At 63.2% G+C, this 16,039-nt stretch carries 17 protein-coding genes and 1 riboswitch; of the genes, 4 read left to right on the forward strand and 13 right to left on the reverse strand.

The annotated features are described in order from the left end of the window. Positions 1–10: 10 nt before the first annotated feature. From nuoK to FCU66_RS03885, 13 genes are all read right to left on the reverse strand, one after another. Positions 11–319, reverse strand: a complete 309-nt coding sequence (nuoK, locus tag FCU66_RS03825) for an NADH-quinone oxidoreductase subunit NuoK (RefSeq protein ID WP_019858930.1) — start codon at positions 317–319, stop codon at positions 11–13. 1 nt (position 320) lies between these two features. Next, positions 321–941, reverse strand: coding sequence for an NADH-quinone oxidoreductase subunit J (locus FCU66_RS03830; protein WP_109667971.1), 621 nt, complete (start codon positions 939–941; stop codon positions 321–323). 123 nt (positions 942–1,064) lie between these two features. Next, the gene (gene nuoI / locus FCU66_RS03835; RefSeq protein ID WP_136622278.1) at positions 1,065–1,556 is read right to left on the reverse strand and encodes an NADH-quinone oxidoreductase subunit NuoI; all 492 of its coding nucleotides are present in this window, start codon (positions 1,554–1,556) and stop codon (positions 1,065–1,067) included. After that, positions 1,556–2,599 carry an NADH-quinone oxidoreductase subunit NuoH gene (nuoH, locus tag FCU66_RS03840; RefSeq protein ID WP_126069454.1) on the reverse strand — a complete coding sequence of 348 codons (1,044 nt, stop codon included), beginning with the start codon at positions 2,597–2,599 and terminating at the stop codon, positions 1,556–1,558. Before nuoH ends, nuoI begins: the two co-directional genes overlap by 1 nt. A 2-nt stretch (positions 2,600–2,601) precedes the next feature. Continuing rightward, positions 2,602–4,683: an NADH-quinone oxidoreductase subunit NuoG gene (nuoG, locus tag FCU66_RS03845; RefSeq protein WP_136622279.1), complete on the reverse strand. Its 2,082-nt coding sequence runs from the start codon at positions 4,681–4,683 to the stop codon at positions 2,602–2,604. A 73-nt stretch (positions 4,684–4,756) separates the two neighbouring features. Next, entirely contained in the window at positions 4,757–5,452 is a 696-nt protein-coding gene (locus FCU66_RS03850; RefSeq protein ID WP_136622280.1) for an NADH-quinone oxidoreductase subunit E, read from the reverse strand. A gap of 150 nt (positions 5,453–5,602) precedes the next feature. Beyond that, positions 5,603–6,907, reverse strand: a complete 1,305-nt coding sequence (gene nuoF, locus FCU66_RS03855; RefSeq protein ID WP_136622281.1) for an NADH-quinone oxidoreductase subunit NuoF — start codon at positions 6,905–6,907, stop codon at positions 5,603–5,605. Positions 6,908–6,917: 10 nt separating this feature from the next. Then, positions 6,918–8,024 carry an NADH-quinone oxidoreductase subunit NuoE gene (gene nuoE / locus FCU66_RS03860; RefSeq protein ID WP_136622282.1) on the reverse strand — a complete coding sequence of 369 codons (1,107 nt, stop codon included), beginning with the start codon at positions 8,022–8,024 and terminating at the stop codon, positions 6,918–6,920. Beyond that, complete coding sequence (locus FCU66_RS03865) at positions 8,025–9,215, reverse strand: NADH-quinone oxidoreductase subunit D (protein ID WP_136622283.1); 1,191 nt, start codon at positions 9,213–9,215, stop codon at positions 8,025–8,027. Between the two features lie 4 nt (positions 9,216–9,219). Then, positions 9,220–9,420 carry a hypothetical protein gene (locus FCU66_RS03870; RefSeq protein ID WP_136622284.1) on the reverse strand — a complete coding sequence of 67 codons (201 nt, stop codon included), beginning with the start codon at positions 9,418–9,420 and terminating at the stop codon, positions 9,220–9,222. After that, a complete protein-coding gene (locus tag FCU66_RS03875; protein ID WP_136622285.1) occupies positions 9,417–10,022 on the reverse strand; it encodes an NADH-quinone oxidoreductase subunit C in 606 nt (201 codons plus the stop codon). The genes FCU66_RS03870 and FCU66_RS03875 overlap by 4 nt, the downstream gene beginning before the upstream one ends. Before the next feature lie 4 nt (positions 10,023–10,026). Further along, positions 10,027–10,608 (reverse strand): NuoB/complex I 20 kDa subunit family protein, encoded by a 582-nt coding sequence (locus tag FCU66_RS03880; protein WP_013531090.1) that lies wholly within the window; start codon positions 10,606–10,608, stop codon positions 10,027–10,029. Next, positions 10,599–10,964 carry an NADH-quinone oxidoreductase subunit A gene (locus FCU66_RS03885; protein WP_010910112.1) on the reverse strand — a complete coding sequence of 122 codons (366 nt, stop codon included), beginning with the start codon at positions 10,962–10,964 and terminating at the stop codon, positions 10,599–10,601. The genes FCU66_RS03880 and FCU66_RS03885 overlap by 10 nt, the downstream gene beginning before the upstream one ends. Positions 10,965–11,295: 331 nt before the next feature. Between FCU66_RS03885 and FCU66_RS03890 the strand changes: the two genes are divergently transcribed. From FCU66_RS03890 to FCU66_RS03905, 4 genes are all read left to right on the forward strand, one after another. Then, positions 11,296–12,495, forward strand: coding sequence for a winged helix-turn-helix domain-containing protein (locus FCU66_RS03890; RefSeq protein ID WP_136622286.1), 1,200 nt, complete (start codon positions 11,296–11,298; stop codon positions 12,493–12,495). 29 nt (positions 12,496–12,524) lie between these two features. After that, positions 12,525–12,727: riboswitch (cobalamin riboswitch) on the forward strand. 39 nt (positions 12,728–12,766) lie between these two features. Next, positions 12,767–13,195, forward strand: a complete 429-nt coding sequence (locus FCU66_RS03895) for a DUF1636 family protein (RefSeq protein ID WP_136622287.1) — start codon at positions 12,767–12,769, stop codon at positions 13,193–13,195. A gap of 2 nt (positions 13,196–13,197) precedes the next feature. Further along, positions 13,198–14,235, forward strand: a complete 1,038-nt coding sequence (cobW, locus tag FCU66_RS03900; RefSeq protein WP_136622288.1) for a cobalamin biosynthesis protein CobW — start codon at positions 13,198–13,200, stop codon at positions 14,233–14,235. A gap of 18 nt (positions 14,236–14,253) precedes the next feature. Continuing rightward, on the forward strand, positions 14,254–16,039 hold a 1,786-nt coding region (locus FCU66_RS03905; protein WP_181956526.1), incomplete at its 3' end, for a cobaltochelatase subunit CobN.

Below are 16,039 nucleotides of genomic sequence, written 5' to 3' on the forward strand. Positions count from 1 at the left end.
GGTGGTTCCGTCAACCCTTCATCATGTTCACGTCTTCGACCGCGATCGAGCCGCGGTTGCGGAAGAAGACGACGAGAATGGCAAGTCCGATGGCGGCTTCGGCCGCCGCGACCGTCAGCACGAACAGCGCGAACACCTGGCCGACCAGATCGCCGAGTGCTGCCGAAAAGGCGACGAAATTGATGTTGACCGCAAGCAGGATCAGCTCGACCGACATCAGAATGACGATGACGTTCTTGCGGTTGAGGAAGATGCCGAACACGCCGAGCGTGAACAGGATCGCCGATACGGTCAGATAATGCGCGATGCCGACAACCATCTCAGAGCCCCTCGCCTGTCTTGACCTTGCGGATTTCCATTCCGGTCGCTGATGTGCGGCCGACCTGGGCTGCGATCGACTGCCGCTTGACGCCTGGTTTATGGCGCAGCGTCAGCACGATGGCGCCGATCATGGCGACCAGCAGCACGAGGCCCGAAATCTGGAAGTAGTAGAGGTAGTCGGTATAGAGGATGTCGCCGAGCGCGGCGGTGTTGGTCCGCGTCGCGAGATCCGGGATGGGTTTCGAAACCGTCGAGGCGAGTTGCGGCGCAAATGTGTAGCCGCCCAGCACGACGATCAGCTCGGCCGCCAGGATCAGACCGACCAGCGCGCCGATCGGTGCATATTGCAGGGCGCCTTCCTTCATCTCGGCGAAATCGACGTCGAGCATCATGACGACGAACAGGAACAGCACCATGACCGCGCCGACATAGACGACGAGCAGGATCATCGCCAGGAACTCGGCTCCGGTCAGCATGAACAGGCCGGCGGCGTTGAAGAAGGTCAGGATCAGGAACAGCACCGAATGCACGGGGTTGCGCGACGAAATGACCATGAACGCCGACGCCACCGCGACAAAGGCGAAGAGGTAGAAAAAGGCCGCCTCTAGTCCACTCAGCATGGGGTTCCCCCGGGTTCCTATCCGAAACAGGACGTTCGTCCTGTTCGATTTTTGCCACCGCCTCCGGTCGGCAAGTTGCGTGTTCCTTAGACGAGGCCCCTCGCCCCGTCCATGCGTCAAATATCAGCGGTACGGCGAGTCCAGCGTGATGTTGCGCGCCAGTTCGCGCTCCCACCGGTCGCCATTCGCCAACAGCTTGTCCTTGTCGTAGTAGAGTTCCTCGCGCGTCTCCGTCGCGAATTCGAAATTCGGCCCCTCGACGATGGCGTCGACCGGGCAGGCTTCCTGGCAGAAGCCGCAATAGATGCACTTCACCATGTCGATGTCGTAACGCACCGTGCGGCGTGTGCCGTCATTGCGGCGCGGACCGGCCTCGATGGTGATGGCCTGCGCCGGGCAGATCGCCTCGCAGAGCTTACAGGCGATGCAGCGTTCCTCGCCATTGGGATAGCGGCGCAAAGCGTGCTCGCCCCGGAAGCGCGGGCTGGTCGGCCCCTTCTCGTGCGGATAGTTGATCGTCTCCTTCGGCGCGAAGAACTGGCGCATCGACAGGAAGAAGGCGCTGACGAAATCCTGCAGCAGCAGCGATTTTGCGGCTTGGGAAAGAGCGGACATCACGCAAACCCCGTGATCTTGAGGAAGGCTGCGGTGGCGACCACCATGAACAGCGAGATCGGCAGGAACACTTTCCAGCCAAGCCGCATCAGCTGGTCGTAGCGGTAGCGGGGCACGAAGGCCTTCACCATGGAAATGCCAAAGAACACGAAGCAGACTTTCAGCACGAACCAGATAACGCCCGGCACCCAGGTGAACGGCGCGAAGTCGAAGGGCGGCAGCCATCCGCCGAGAAACAGGATGGTGGCCAGCGCGCACATCAGCACGATGGCAACATACTCGCCGAGGAAGAACAAAAGGAACGGCGTCGACGAGTACTCGACCATGTGGCCGGCGACCAGTTCCGATTCGGCTTCCACCAGATCGAAAGGCGGCCGATTCGTCTCGGCCAGCGCCGAGATGAAGAAGATGATGAACATCGGGAACAGTGCAAGCCAGTTCCAGTCGAGGAACGTGTTGGGCAGGCCAAGCCGCGTACCAATTCCATCATGCTGCGATAGCACGATGTCGGACAGGTTGAGCGAGCCGGCGGTGAGCAGAACGGTGACGATGACGAAGCCGATCGAGACTTCGTAGGACACCATCTGAGCCGCAGAGCGCAGCGCGCCGAGGAACGGATATTTCGAGTTCGACGCCCAGCCGCCCATGATCACGCCGTAGACCTCGAGCGAGGAGATGGCGAAGACATAGAGGATGCCGACATTGACGTTGGCGATCGCCCAGCCCTGGCTCACCGGGATAACCGCCCAGGCCGAGATCGCCAGCACGGCCGAGACCAGCGGCGCCAGCAGGAAGACGCCCTTGTTGGCGCCCGACGGAATGATCGGTTCCTTGAAGACGAATTTCAAGAGATCGGCAAAAGCCTGCAGCGTTCCCCAGGGACCGACGACGTTCGGGCCACGGCGCAGCTGCACCGCCGCCCAGATCTTGCGGTCGGCGTAGAGGATATAGGCGACAAAGATCAAAAGCACGACGATCAGCACGACTGACTTCAAGAGGATCAGCAGCGCCGGCAGCACGTAGAAGGAGAAGAAAGTGTCCATGCTTATTCCGCCGCCTGCTTGAAGCCGCTCTTGGCCAGCGCCGAGCATTCCGCCATGACGGCCGATGCCCGCGCGATCGGGTTGGTCAGGTAGAAATCTCTGACCGGCGAGGTGAAAATGCCCTTGTTCAGCCGCCCGCCGAGCTTCGCCACCTTGGCGACATCATCGGCATTACCGGCCGCGACCTGATCGATGCGGGCCAGATGCGGGTATTCGCCATAGAGTTTCGCGCGCAGCTGCGGCAGCGAATCGAACGGCAGTTTCTTGCCCAGAACATCCGACAGCGCTCTGAGAATCGCCCAGTCCTCGCGCGCATCGCCCGGCGCGAAGCCGGCGCGGTTGGTCTGCTGCACGCGGCCTTCGGTGTTGACATAGGTGGCCGATTTTTCGGTGTAGGCCGCCGCCGGCAGGATGACGTTGGCGCGGTGTGCGCCCTGGTCGCCATGCGTGCCGATATAGACGACGAAGGCGCCGCCGGTCTTGGCCATGTCGATCTCGTCGGCGCCGAGCAGGAACAGCAGCTCCATTTCGCCCAGCATGCCGGCGACATTCTTGCCACCCTCGCCCGGCACGAAGCCGAGATCGAGACCGCCGACACGCGCCGCTGCATTGTGCAGCACGGCAAAGCCGTTCCAGTCCGCGCGAGCAGCGTTGACAGCGGCGGCGAGCTTGGCCGCCTGGCCGAGCACGGCCGCGCCATCGGCGCGCGCCAGCGCGCCCTGGCCGATGATGATCAGCGGATGCGTCGCCTTCTTCAGCGTCTGGAAGAACTTGCCGTTGCCTTCGGCCAAATCCTTCAGCGAATCCGGTCCGGCGCCCAGCTGTTCGTAGTCGTAGCGCGTGTCGCCGACATCGCCGATGACGCCGACCGGCAGATTGCCGATCCGCCAGCGCTTGCGAATGCGGGCGTTGAGCACCGAGGCTTCATAGCGCGGGTTGGCGCCGATGATCAGCACCGCGTCGGCCTGCTCGATGCCTTCGATGGTCGGGTTGAAGATGTAGCTGGCGCGCCCGAGCGCCGGATCGAGTGCAGCACCATCCTGGCGGCAATCGGTATTCTTCGAGCCGAGAGAAGCCATCAGCAGCTTGAGCGCGTAGATTTCTTCAACGGCGGCGAGATCGCCCGATATGGCGCCGATCTTTTCGGGTGACGCCTTAGAAGCCGCGTCCTTGATCGCGGCAAAGGCCTCGGCCCAGCTGGCGGGAACCAGCTTGCCGTCCTTGCGCACATAGGGGCGGTCGAGGCGCTGCGTGCGCAGACCGTCCCAGATGAAGCGAGTCTTGTCGGAAATCCACTCCTCGTTCACCGCTTCGTTGACGCGCGGCAGGATGCGCATCACTTCGCGGCCCCGGCTATCGACGCGGATCGCCGAGCCGACGGCATCCATCACGTCGATGGATTCGGTCTTGGTCAACTCCCACGGCCGTGCCTGGAAGGCGAAGGGTTTGGAGGTCAGCGCGCCGACCGGGCAAAGGTCGATGACATTGCCCTGCAGCTCCGAGGTCATCGCCTGTTCGAGATAGGTGGTGATCTCGGCATCCTCGCCGCGGCCGATCAGGCCAAGCTCGGAAATGCCGGCGACCTCCGTGGTGAAGCGGACGCAGCGCGTGCAATGAATGCAGCGGTTCATCACCGTCTTGACCAGCGGTCCGATATATTTGTCTTCGACCGCGCGCTTGTTCTCGTGATAGCGCGAGGAATCGACACCGAAGGCCATCGCCTGGTCCTGCAGGTCGCATTCGCCGCCCTGGTCGCAGATCGGGCAATCCAGCGGATGGTTGATCAGCAGGAACTCCATCACGCCTTCCCTGGCCTTCTTGACCATCGGCGTGTTGGTGAAGATTTCCGGCGCCTCGCCATTCGGCCCCGGACGCAGGTCGCGTACGTTCATGGCGCAGGAAGCCTGCGGCTTGGGCGGCCCGCCCTTCACCTCGATCAGGCACATGCGGCAATTGCCGGCGATCGACAGCCGCTCATGGAAGCAGAAGCGCGGCACTTCCGCGCCAGCGTCTTCCGCCGCCTGCAGCAGCGTGTAGTGGTCGGGTACAGTGATCTCTTTCCCGTCGACCTTGAGCTTTGCCATTCGCCTCAAACCTCTGCGGAGTTCCCGCAATCTCTTTTTCCGGGCGCGGTCGAAACCGGACCCGGCATTTCATTCACTTCTTGACTGCGAGCGCCGCCGCTTGGCCTGTCCAATCGTCGCGGCCGATGCGGCCGGTGAGCGACAGATAATCCTCGACCCAGGCAACCTCTTGCGGCGTCCATGCCGCGATCTGGCCATACGTCCAGATACCCAGGCCGTTGAGAACCTTTTCCAGCTTGGGCCCGATGCCCGATATCGCCTTGAGATCGGCCGGTTCCGCCGGCTTCTCCATGGCCCCGGGCTGCCTGAAATCCTCGGGCATCAGCACACCGGCGGCGTCGCCTTCTACCGGACCGGCATTTGCCACCGGCGCCATGGTGGCGGCTTCCTTGGCGGCAATATCGGTGACTTCCTGGGCGAAGGACTGCGCCTCGGCGATCATGGTTTTCGCCGTCGCCCGCGCCTTGATGGAGGAAGAACTCGGGTCGTCAAACTGCGCGACGCGCGCCTCGAAATCATCGACAATCGGCTGCAGCAGCCGTTGCGAAGCTTCGGCCGCTCCCGAAAGCGCGCCCAGCCAGACGCCGAAAGCGTGGTTGGCGAGCCCAAGGCCAAGCGCCGACATCGCCGCCGCTCCCGCCACAGGATGCACGAAAAGGTTGACGGCGCTGGCCATCTCCTTCGGCATCATCCTGGTCAAGTCCTGGTTCATCTTCTCGAGCTGGTCCAAATTGGGCATCAATGGATTGGGTGTCGAATACGGCGCCATAGAGTTCTCCTGGTCGTTTTTTCGTTCGCCCGCCCCGGTTGTCTCAAATCGGGCACTTGCCCGTATTTCAAATCGGGCACTTGCCCGTATCTCAAATCGGGCACCTACCCGTATTTCGCTTCGGGCTTTCGCCCGCATTCACAAATTCTTCTATTCCGCCGCCACCATCACCGGCTCGGCCCGGTGCGCATTGCGCGAAAACTCGTCGATGCGCCGCTCCACCTCGCCGCGGAAATGCCGCATCAGGCCCTGGATCGGCCATGCCGCGGCGTCGCCCAGCGCGCAGATCGTGTGGCCCTCGACCTGCTTGGTGACGTCGAGCAGCATGTCGATCTCGCGCTTCTGCGCCTCGCCGCGCACCAGCCGCTCCATCACCCGCCACATCCAGCCGGTGCCTTCGCGGCACGGCGTGCACTGGCCGCAGCTCTCATGCTTGTAGAAGTAGGAGAGCCGCGCGATCGCCTTCACGATATCGGTCGACTTGTCCATAACGATGACAGCCGCCGTGCCGAGGCCGGATTTGAGGTCGCGCAGCGCGTCGAAATCCATCGGTGTGTCGATGATCTGCTCGGCCGGCACCAGCGGCACCGAAGCGCCGCCCGGAATGACCGCCAGCAGGTTGTCCCAGCCGCCGCGAATGCCGCCGCAATGCGTCTCGATCAGTTCGCGGAACGGGATCGACATCGCCTCTTCGACCGTGCACGGATTGTTGACGTGGCCGGAGATGCAAAACAGCTTGGTGCCGACATTGTTGGGCCGGCCGAAGGACGAGAACCACGCGGCGCCGCGGCGCAGGATGGTTGGCGCAACCGCGATCGATTCGACATTGTTGACCGTGGTCGGGCAGCCATAGAGGCCCACATTGGCCGGGAATGGCGGCTTCAGCCTGGGCTGGCCCTTCTTGCCTTCGAGGCTTTCGAGGAGTGCTGTCTCCTCGCCGCAGATATAGGCGCCCGCGCCGTGGTGCATGTAGATGTCGAAATCATAGCCGGAGGTGTTGTTCTTGCCGATCAGCTTGGCCTCATAGGCCTCGTCGATGGCGCGCTGCAGTGCCTCGCGCTCACGGACGAACTCGCCGCGCACATAGATGTAGGCGGCAATCGCGCCCATAGCGAAACCGGCAAGCAGCGCACCCTCGACCAGCGTGTGCGGGTCATTGCGCAGGATGTCGCGGTCCTTGCAGGTGCCGGGCTCGGATTCGTCGGCATTGATGACCAGATAGCTCGGCCGGCCGTCGCTCTGCTTGGGCATGAACGACCATTTGAGCCCTGTCGGGAAGCCGGCGCCGCCACGGCCGCGCAGGCCCGACGCCTTCATCTCGTTGACGATCCACTCGCGCCCCTTGGCGACGATGCCGGGCGTGTTGTCCCAGGCGCCGCGCGCCATCGCGCCGGCCAACGACTTGTCGAAGAGGCCGTAGATGTTGGTGAAGATGCGGTCTTTGTCCTGAAGCATTTTTCGTCCCTCAGACCGGCTTCTTGCCGAAGACGCGGATGTATTCGGCGACGCCACCCTTGGCGAGCGCCTTGGCCTGCTTGACCCAGTCGTCGCGATCGATGCGGCCATGGAAGGAGAGATAGCCGTCCACCCATTCGCGCTCGGCCTTCTTCCACGACGCAACCTGCGCGAAGGTGTAGATGCCCAGCGTATGCAGGACGCCCTCGATCTTCGGCCCGACGCCGGAGATCAGCTTGAGGTCGTCGACCAGTGCCGGTTTGTCGATGCCGGCCGGACGGTTCTTGTCTTCCAGCGATGGCTTGGCGGCTTTCGCGGCTGGCGCCTTGGTTTCCGGCGCCTTGAAAGCGGTTGCCGGCTCGGCCTTGGTCTTCGGCTTGCTGGTGTTGGATGGCGCGACAGCGGCCGGTCCTGGCACGGCCGTGGCGATGATCGCATCGGGCGCCGCCTGGGCGGCCTTGGTCGCCGCCCTGGCTTCCCTGTCGCGGGTCGACTTGAGGATCGCCTTTTCGCTCTTCAGGCTCGTGAGGCCGGAGGCCGGCTCCGAGCCGGTGCGGCCGTCCTGCGGTCCGGGCTTGACCTCAGCGCCCTTGCCGGCGCCGTAGAGATCGATGATCTCGGCAAGCCGTTCCGGGGTGAGGTCTTCAAACGTGTCCTTGAAGATCATGACCATCGGCGCGTTGACGCAGGCGCCGAGGCATTCGACCTCCTCCCACGACAAAGTGCCCTTGTCGTTGGTATGGAACTGGTCGTGGTGGATCTTCGAGCGGCACACATCCATCAGTGCTTCCGAGCCGCGCAGCATGCAGGGCGTGGTGCCGCAGACCTGGATGTGGGCGCGGGTACCGACCGGGTTCAACTGGTACTGCGTGTAGAAGGTTGCGACCTCGAGGCCGCGGATACGCGGCATGCCGAGCATGTCGGAAATCGTCTCGATCGCCGCCTTCGTGACCCAGCCTTCCTGCTCCTGTGCGATCATCAGAAGCGGGATGATGGCCGACTGCTCACGGCCCTTCGGGTACTTCTTGATCCATTGCTTCGCTGCAGCGGCATTCGCCCGGTTGAAGGCGAAGGATGCTGGCTGGACGCTGGCTTCTGCGAGACGGCGGACTGACATTTAGCGATCGACCTCACCAAACACGATGTCGAGGGAGCCGAGAACGGCGGTGACGTCGGCCAGCATGTGGCCGCGGCAGAGGAAATCCATCGCTTGCAGATGCGCGAAACCAGGCGCGCGCAGCTTGCAGCGGTAGGGCTTGTTGGAGCCGTCGGAGACCAGATAGACGCCGAACTCGCCCTTCGGCGCTTCGACCGCCGCATAGACTTCGCCGGCCGGCACGCGATAACCCTCGGTGTAGAGCTTGAAGTGATGGATCAGTGCTTCCATCGAGCGCTTCATCGCCTGGCGCTTCGGCGGCACCACCTTGCCGTCGAGGTTCGACACCGGTCCGGTGCTCTCCTTGCCGAGCAAAAGGTCGACGCACTGGCGCATGATCTTCGCCGACTGGCGCATTTCTTCCATGCGCACGAGATAGCGGTCGAAGCAGTCGCCGTTCTTGCCGATTGGAATGTCGAAATCCATTTCCGAATAGCATTCGTAGGGCTGCGACTTGCGCAGGTCCCAGGCAGCGCCCGAACCACGCACCATGACGCCCGAAAAACCCCAGGCCCAGGCATCGGCCAGCGAAACGGTGCCAATGTCGACATTGCGTTGCTTGAAGATGCGATTGCCGGTCAGCAGCTGATCGAGGTCGTCGATCGACTTCAGGAACGGGTCGATCCACTTGCCGATGTCCTCGACCAGCTTCTGCGGCAGGTCCTGGTGGACACCACCGGGACGGAAATAGGCGGCATGCATGCGCGAACCGGAGGCGCGCTCATAGAACACCATCAGCTTTTCGCGCTCGACGAAGCCCCACAGTGGCGGCGTCAGCGCACCGACGTCCATCGCCTGCGTCGTCACATTGAGGATGTGCGACATGATGCGGCCTATTTCGCAATAGAGCACGCGGATCAGTTGCCCACGCTTCGGCACGTCGATGCCGAGCAGCCGCTCGGCAGCCAGCGCAAAGGCGTGTTCCTGGTTCATCGGTGCGCAATAGTCGAGCCGGTCGAGATAAGGGATGGCCTGTAGATAGGTCTTGGCTTCGATCAGCTTTTCCGTGCCGCGATGCAGCAGCCCGATATGCGGATCGACGCGATCGACAACCTCGCCGTCCAGCTCCAGCACGAGGCGCAAAACGCCGTGCGCCGCAGGGTGTTGCGGTCCGAAATTGATGTTGAAGTTGCGGACGGAATGTTCGGTCATGATCTCAAGCCGCCCTATAACCCAGCCAATAAACGGCAAAAACGACAATCAGGGCGATGGCAGCTTTTGCCAGGTTGACGAAAAGCCGTTGGGACCCAGTCAGAGGCTTCGCCGGGTCGTAATTGGCGTCAGCTTTCTTTGCAGCAACTTGCGCCGCTTCGCGTGCCGCTTTCACAATATCGTTCTTGCTGGAACCGAGGGTCATTTCGCGGCCGCCTTCTCATCCCCCGGCAGCACGTAATCGGTGCCTTCCCAAGGGGAAAGAAAATCGAAATTGCGGAATTCCTGCTTGAGCTCGACCGGCTCGTAGATGACGCGCTTGGCCTCGTCGTCGTAGCGCACCTCGACGAAGCCGGTCAGCGGGAAATCCTTGCGCAGCGGATGGCCTTCGAAACCATAGTCGGTCAACAGGCGGCGCAGATCGGGGTGGCCCGAGAACAGCACGCCATAGAGATCGTAGGTCTCGCGCTCGAACCAGTCGGCACCGGGGAACACGCCGGTGATCGACGGCACCATGGTTTCCTCGTCGGCCTGCACCTTGACGCGGATGCGCACATTCTGCTTCGGCGACAACAGGTGGTAGACGACGTCGAAGCGCTTGGCGCGCGACGGATAGTCGGCGCCACAGACGTCGATGATCGAGATGAACTGGCAGCGCGCATCGTCGCGCAGGAAGGTCATCACCTCGACCAGATCGCGCGGCTCGGCATGAACGGTAAGCTCGCCATAGGCAATCGCCGCCTCATTCACGCGGCCGATCAGCTTCTCGCCGAGATAGGTCGACAGTTCGCTCAGGGATGCGGTCATGGATTTACCGTTCGATCGTGCCGGTGCGGCGGATTTTCTTCTGCAACAGAAGAATGCCGTAAAGCAGCGCTTCGGCGCTCGGCGGACAGCCGGGCACGTAGATGTCGACCGGCACGATGCGGTCGCAACCGCGCACCACCGAATAGGAATAGTGGTAGTAGCCGCCGCCATTGGCGCAGGAGCCCATCGAGATGACGTAGCGCGGCTCCGGCATCTGGTCGTAGACCTTGCGCAGCGCCGGCGCCATCTTGTTGGTCAGCGTGCCGGCGACGATCATGATGTCGGACTGGCGCGGCGACGCGCGCGGCGCAACACCGAACCGCTCCGAGTCATAGCGCGGCATCGACGTGTGGATCATCTCGACCGCGCAGCAGGCGAGACCGAAGGTCATGAACATCAGCGAGCCGCTGCGCGCCCAGGTGATGAGCGCCTCGGTCGAGGTGACGAGAAAGCCCTTGTCGGCCAGCTCATTGTTGATCTCGAGGAAGAACGGATCGTCCTCCCCCACCGGCCTGCCGGTGTTGGGATCGATGATACCTTTGGGCTTCGGCGCGACGAGGGTGCCTGAACTGTCGTTCAATCCCATTCCAGCGCTCCTTTTTTCCATTCATAGGCAAAGCCGATGGTCAGCACCGCCAAAAACACCATCATCGACCAGAAGCCGAGCATGCCGATCTTCGAGAACGACACCGCCCAAGGAAACAGGAAGGCCACTTCCAGGTCGAAGATAATGAACAGGATCGACACCAGGTAGAAGCGGATGTCGAATTTCATGCGGGCGTCGTCGAACGAGTTGAAACCGCACTCGTAGGCGGAAAGCTTTTCGGGATCGGGATTGCGGTAAGCCACCAGGAAGGGTGCGGCCAGCAGCGCCAGGCCGACAACCAGCGCCACGCCGATGAACAGGACGATGGGCAGGTATGAGCTTAGAAGTGCATTCATGCTCGGCTTTCCGTTGGCGCCAATCCACTTTGATTACAGCACCGGACCCTAATGCGGAAGCGTGACAGTTTAACCGCTGAACCGTTTTAAGGGCCTATGCTGCAACGCGGCGAGGGTTAGCGCAGCACTTCCAGCGAAGCAAGTCAAACCTTGTTCAAAACACTGACCTGGACGGCATATCCAGGGAAACTGGTCCGATCCGCTCCTGTTTGATTTCCTTCGCTTTTTACTCCACTTTTCTCTCCTGACATGGTTGCCGCCAAAACCCTGCTAGCATGGGCCGGAATCAGCCATCCGACCCTCGGTCAAAACACTTCAAAGTGATGCCTGCATGAAGGAAAAGATCTCGCTCCCCATGGCCAGGCGCATCGCGCTTGCCGCCCAAGGGTTTCTCGATCCCCGCCCGACCGGTACACCGGACCGTCGGCATTTTGCCCGCACGCTCTCCCGCATCGGCCTGTTGCAGATCGATTCCGTCAGCGCGGTGGTGCGCGCTCATTATATGCCGCTCTATTCGCGCCTAGGTCCCTACCCACTCGCCTTGCTCGACAATGCCGCGGTGACGCGCAAACGCACGGTGTTCGAATACTGGGCGCACGAGGCCTCCTTCCTGCCGGTCGAGACTTACCCGCTGATGCGCTGGCGCATGCAGCGGGCCGAGCGCGGCGACGAGATGTATCTGGGCCTCGCCAAATGGGGCCGCGAACACGCCGCCTATATCGAAGAGATCTACCGCCAGGTCGCCGAGCGCGGCCCGATTGCCGCTTCCGCGCTCGAAGGCCAGAAAGGCTCGGGCGGCTGGTGGGGCTGGAGCCACGCCAAGCATGCCTTCGAATGGCTGTTCTGGGCCGGGCGCATCACCACGGCGCACCGTCGTGGTTTCGAGCGCTTCTATGATCTGCCCGAACGCGTGCTGCCGCAGGCGATCCTTGACCTGCCGGTGCCGGCCGCCGAGGACGCGCACCGCGAATTGCTGCGCATTTCCGCCCGCGCTCATGGCATCGCGACATCAGGCGATTTGCGCGACTACTTTCGGCTGTCGCCGGCGGACATGAAGGGGCGGCTGGAGGAACTGGTTGAAACAGGCGAGTTGTTGCCGGTGCGCGTCGAAGGCTGGGACAAGCCGGCCTATCTCTATAAAGACGCCCGTCTGCCGCGCAGGATCGAGGCCCGCGCCTTGCTGGCGCCGTTCGATCCGGTCGTCTTCGAACGCTCGCGCACGGAACGCCTGTTCGATTTCCACTACCGCATCGAGATCTACACGCCGGCCGACAAGCGGCAATACGGCTATTATGTCCTGCCGTTCCTGCTCGGCGACAGAATCGTGGCGCGCGTCGATCTCAAGGCCGATCGCCCGGCAAGCGTGCTGCGGGTCCATGCGGCCTATGCGGAGCCCAACGCGCCGCCTGAAACCGCTGCTCAACTCTTTGAGGAATTGAAGCAGATGCAGGGCTGGCTCGGCCTCGAGCGTATCGAAGTGACGTCCGCCGGTGACTTGGGTCCGGCGCTGGCCGACCTGACCGCGTCGTAAGCTCGCGTTGACACCGATGCCCGCAAAAGCCTAAATCCGTTGCAGACGGTCTCTTCTCTTCAACGAGAGGAGCCAAGAGGGAATGCGGTGCGGGACAAAATCCCAAATCCGCGGCTGTCCCCGCAACTGTAAGCGAAGAGCCAAGGCCGAAAGCCACTGGGAGTTCCCGGGAAGGCGGCTACCAAGGCGATGACCCGCGAGCCAGGAGACCTGCCGTCTGCGACTGTAGAATCCGATCGCCCGGCGGGTTTCCGGGCAAGGAGCCCGATTTTTGGACCACGACAGCAGTTTTTCGGCTGGCACAGCGGATGTTTCGTCCGGCCATGATGATGCCTTGGCTGGCGTCACCGTCATCGTCTGCGCCTCCTGCCGCGATGAAACCGGTTCCGACGCCCATCCCCGCGCCGGCGAATTGCTGGCGGACGATACGCGCCGCGCCGCATCGGGCGACAATATTCGCATCCGCAGCGTTGAATGCCTCGGCAATTGCAAGCGGCGCCTGAGTGCCGCCATCCTGCGCGACGGTTGCTGGAGCTATGTCTTTGGCGACCTGACCGCGACCAGCGGCGCCGACCTCGTCACGGGCGCAAAGCTCTTCGCCACCTCGACGGACGGCCTGATTCCGTGGCGCGGCCGACCCGATAGCCTGAAGCGTGGCCTCGTTGCCCGCATCCCTCCCCTCGACCTGTTGAAGGACTGATCATGACCGCTTCCGTCTCGCGCGTTCCCTGCACCGTCGTCACCGGCTTCCTCGGCGCCGGCAAGACGACGCTGGTCCGTCATCTCCTGGAAAACGCCGGCGGCAAGCGTATTGCCATCATCGTCAACGAATTCGGCGACATCGGCATCGACGGCGAGATCCTGAAGGGCTGCGGCATCGACACATGCCCGGAAGAAAATATCGTCGAACTGGCCAATGGCTGCATCTGCTGCACCGTCGCCGACGACTTCGTCCCGGCGCTCGACCAGATCCTCGCGCTGACGCCGAAGGTCGACCACATTCTGATCGAGACATCCGGCCTGGCTCTACCCAAGCCGTTGGTCCAGGCTTTCCAGTGGCCGAGCGTGAAAAGCCGGGTGACCGTCGACGGCGTCATCGCCGTTGTCGACGGGCCGGCATTGGCCGAGGGCCGCGTCGCCAACGACATGGATGCCTTGGCGGCGCAGCGCGCCCAGGACGAGACGCTCGACCATGACGACCCGGTCGAGGAGGTGTTCGAGGATCAGATCGCCTGCGCCGACCTGATCATCCTGTCGAAAAGCGATTTGATGGATGCAGCCGGCTCCGCCCGCGCCAATGCGATCATCAACGAACACTCCGCCCGCGCGGTGAAGATCGTGCCGACCTCGCATGGCAAGGTCGATCCGTCCGTGCTGCTCGGGCTCGGTCTCGCCGTCGAGGACGACATCGAAAACCGCAAGTCCCATCATGACGGCGCCTTCGACCATGAGCATGACGACTTCGACACGTTCATCGTCGACATTGCCTCGATCGCCAATCCCGACGAGCTGGCGAAACGCGTCGCCACCGTCGCCGAAGAAGAGAACGTGTTGCGTGTGAAAGGCTTCGTCGAGGTCGGCGGCAAGCCGATGCGGCTCTTGCTGCAGGCGGTCGGGCCGCGCGTCAATCATTACTATGACCGCGCCTGGACCGCCACGGACGACCGCCGCTCGCGCCTCGTCGTCATCGGCCTCAAGGGGCTGAACCGCCCGGCGATCGAGCGTATACTCGCCGGCTGATTTCGGACACGGGTTGCGATGCACATCCTAACCACGACATCCGCCTCGCTCGACGACCTCGCCGAGCCGGTCGATCTGCGGCAGACGCCGGCGGATATCGTGGCCCTGTCCTTCACCGACAGCGATCTCGCCGGACTGGCGGCAGCCTGGAAGGCCGACGCCGGCCGCCTGCCCTCGATGCGGCTGGCCGCGCTGCGCGACCTGCGCCATCCCATGTCCGTCGACCTCTGGGTCGACAGCGTCGCCCGCCACGCCAAGATCATCCTCGTGCGCATCCTCGGCGGCTACGACTGGTGGCGCTATGGCTGCGACCAGCTTGCCTCGACCGCCCGCGAGCGCGGCATAAAACTGGCGCTGCTGCCCGGCGAATGCCGAGACGAGGATCTGCGCCTGATCGAAGCCTCGACATTGCCGCGCGAGGAACTCGACGGCCTGCTCGACTATTTCCGCGAGGGCGGCCCGGCCAATATGAGCGCGCTGGTGCGAAGGTTGGCGCGGCTGGCTGGGTCGGATGCCGACGTAGCAGAGCCGGTCAGCGTACCTAAAGCGGGGTTTTACGAGCCGGGACGCGGCGTCGTAGAGAGGCCGGACCTTTCAAACGTCCGCGTTCCTTCACACCCCCCTCTGTCCTTCCGGACATCTCCCCCGCAAGGGGGGAGATCGGCTGTCATCAAAGCCGGCTCCTCGTCTGCCCCGTCAGACAGGAATCTATCTCGACTATCCGCGATTGGCGAAATCGCCGATGACAGAGCAATCTCCCCCCTTGCGGGGGAGATGTCCGGCAGGACAGAGGGGGGTGTGACGGAACTCGACGCTGACAACCTCGATGCTTCCACCATCCCCATCCTCTTTTACCGCTCGATGCTGCTGGCCGCCGATGTCGCGCCCATCGATGCGCTCGTCGAAGCGCTCAGCCAGCGTGGCATCAACCCGGTCCCCATCTTCGTCTCCAGCCTGAAGGACCCGGCATCCCTGGCGTTCGTGGAAACCGCACTCGCCGCGCTGAAACCCGCCGCAATCATCACCGCGACCGCCTTCGCCTCTGGCGCCGAACCCGGCGTCGAAACCCTGTTCGACCGTGCCGGCGTGCCTGTCTTCCAGGTCATTGTCGCCACCACCCGCCGCGACATCTGGGAAAACAACCAGCGCGGCCTGGCGCCCGCCGACCTCGCCATGCATGTCGTGCTGCCCGAACTCGACGGCCGCATCCTCGCCGGCGCCATTTCCTTCAAGGGCGAGAGCGAGACCGATCCGGCGCTTGGCTACCGCGCCTTCGCCAACCGGCCGGAGCCGGATCGTGTGGCGCAAGTCGCGGACCGTGTGGCGGCCTTCATCCGTTTGCAGGAGACGCCCCGCGCGACGCGCAAGCTGGCCATCCTGATTCCGGATTACCCGAGCGCTCCTGGCCGCACCGGCTATGCGGTCGGCCTCGACGTGCCGTCCAGCGTGCTGGCGATGCTGCAGGACCTGAGGGAACAGGGCTATGGCGTTGAGGGGATTCCGGAGACGCCGCGTGGGTTGCTGGATTTGCTGGCGCGCAGCAACGACGGGCTGAGGCTGGACGCTTATCTCGCTCTTTCGACAGAGTTGCCGACTGCGGCAATTGCCGCGGTCGAAGCGGCTTGGGGCACGGCCGAAGGTGAAACAGGTTTGTACGAGGCGCCCCTCTCTGTCCTGCCGGACATCTCCCCCACTTGGGGGGAGATTGGCAGTCCCGCCGGCGGCGCTTTTCCTGCAACGGTTGAGATTGGCGAAAGCTCAGATGACGGCTCGATCTCCCCCCCCGTGGGGGAGATGTCCGGCA

The sequence above is a fragment of the Mesorhizobium norvegicum genome, assembly GCF_004919685.1.
GTDB classification, from domain to species: domain Bacteria; phylum Pseudomonadota; class Alphaproteobacteria; order Rhizobiales; family Rhizobiaceae; genus Mesorhizobium; species Mesorhizobium norvegicum.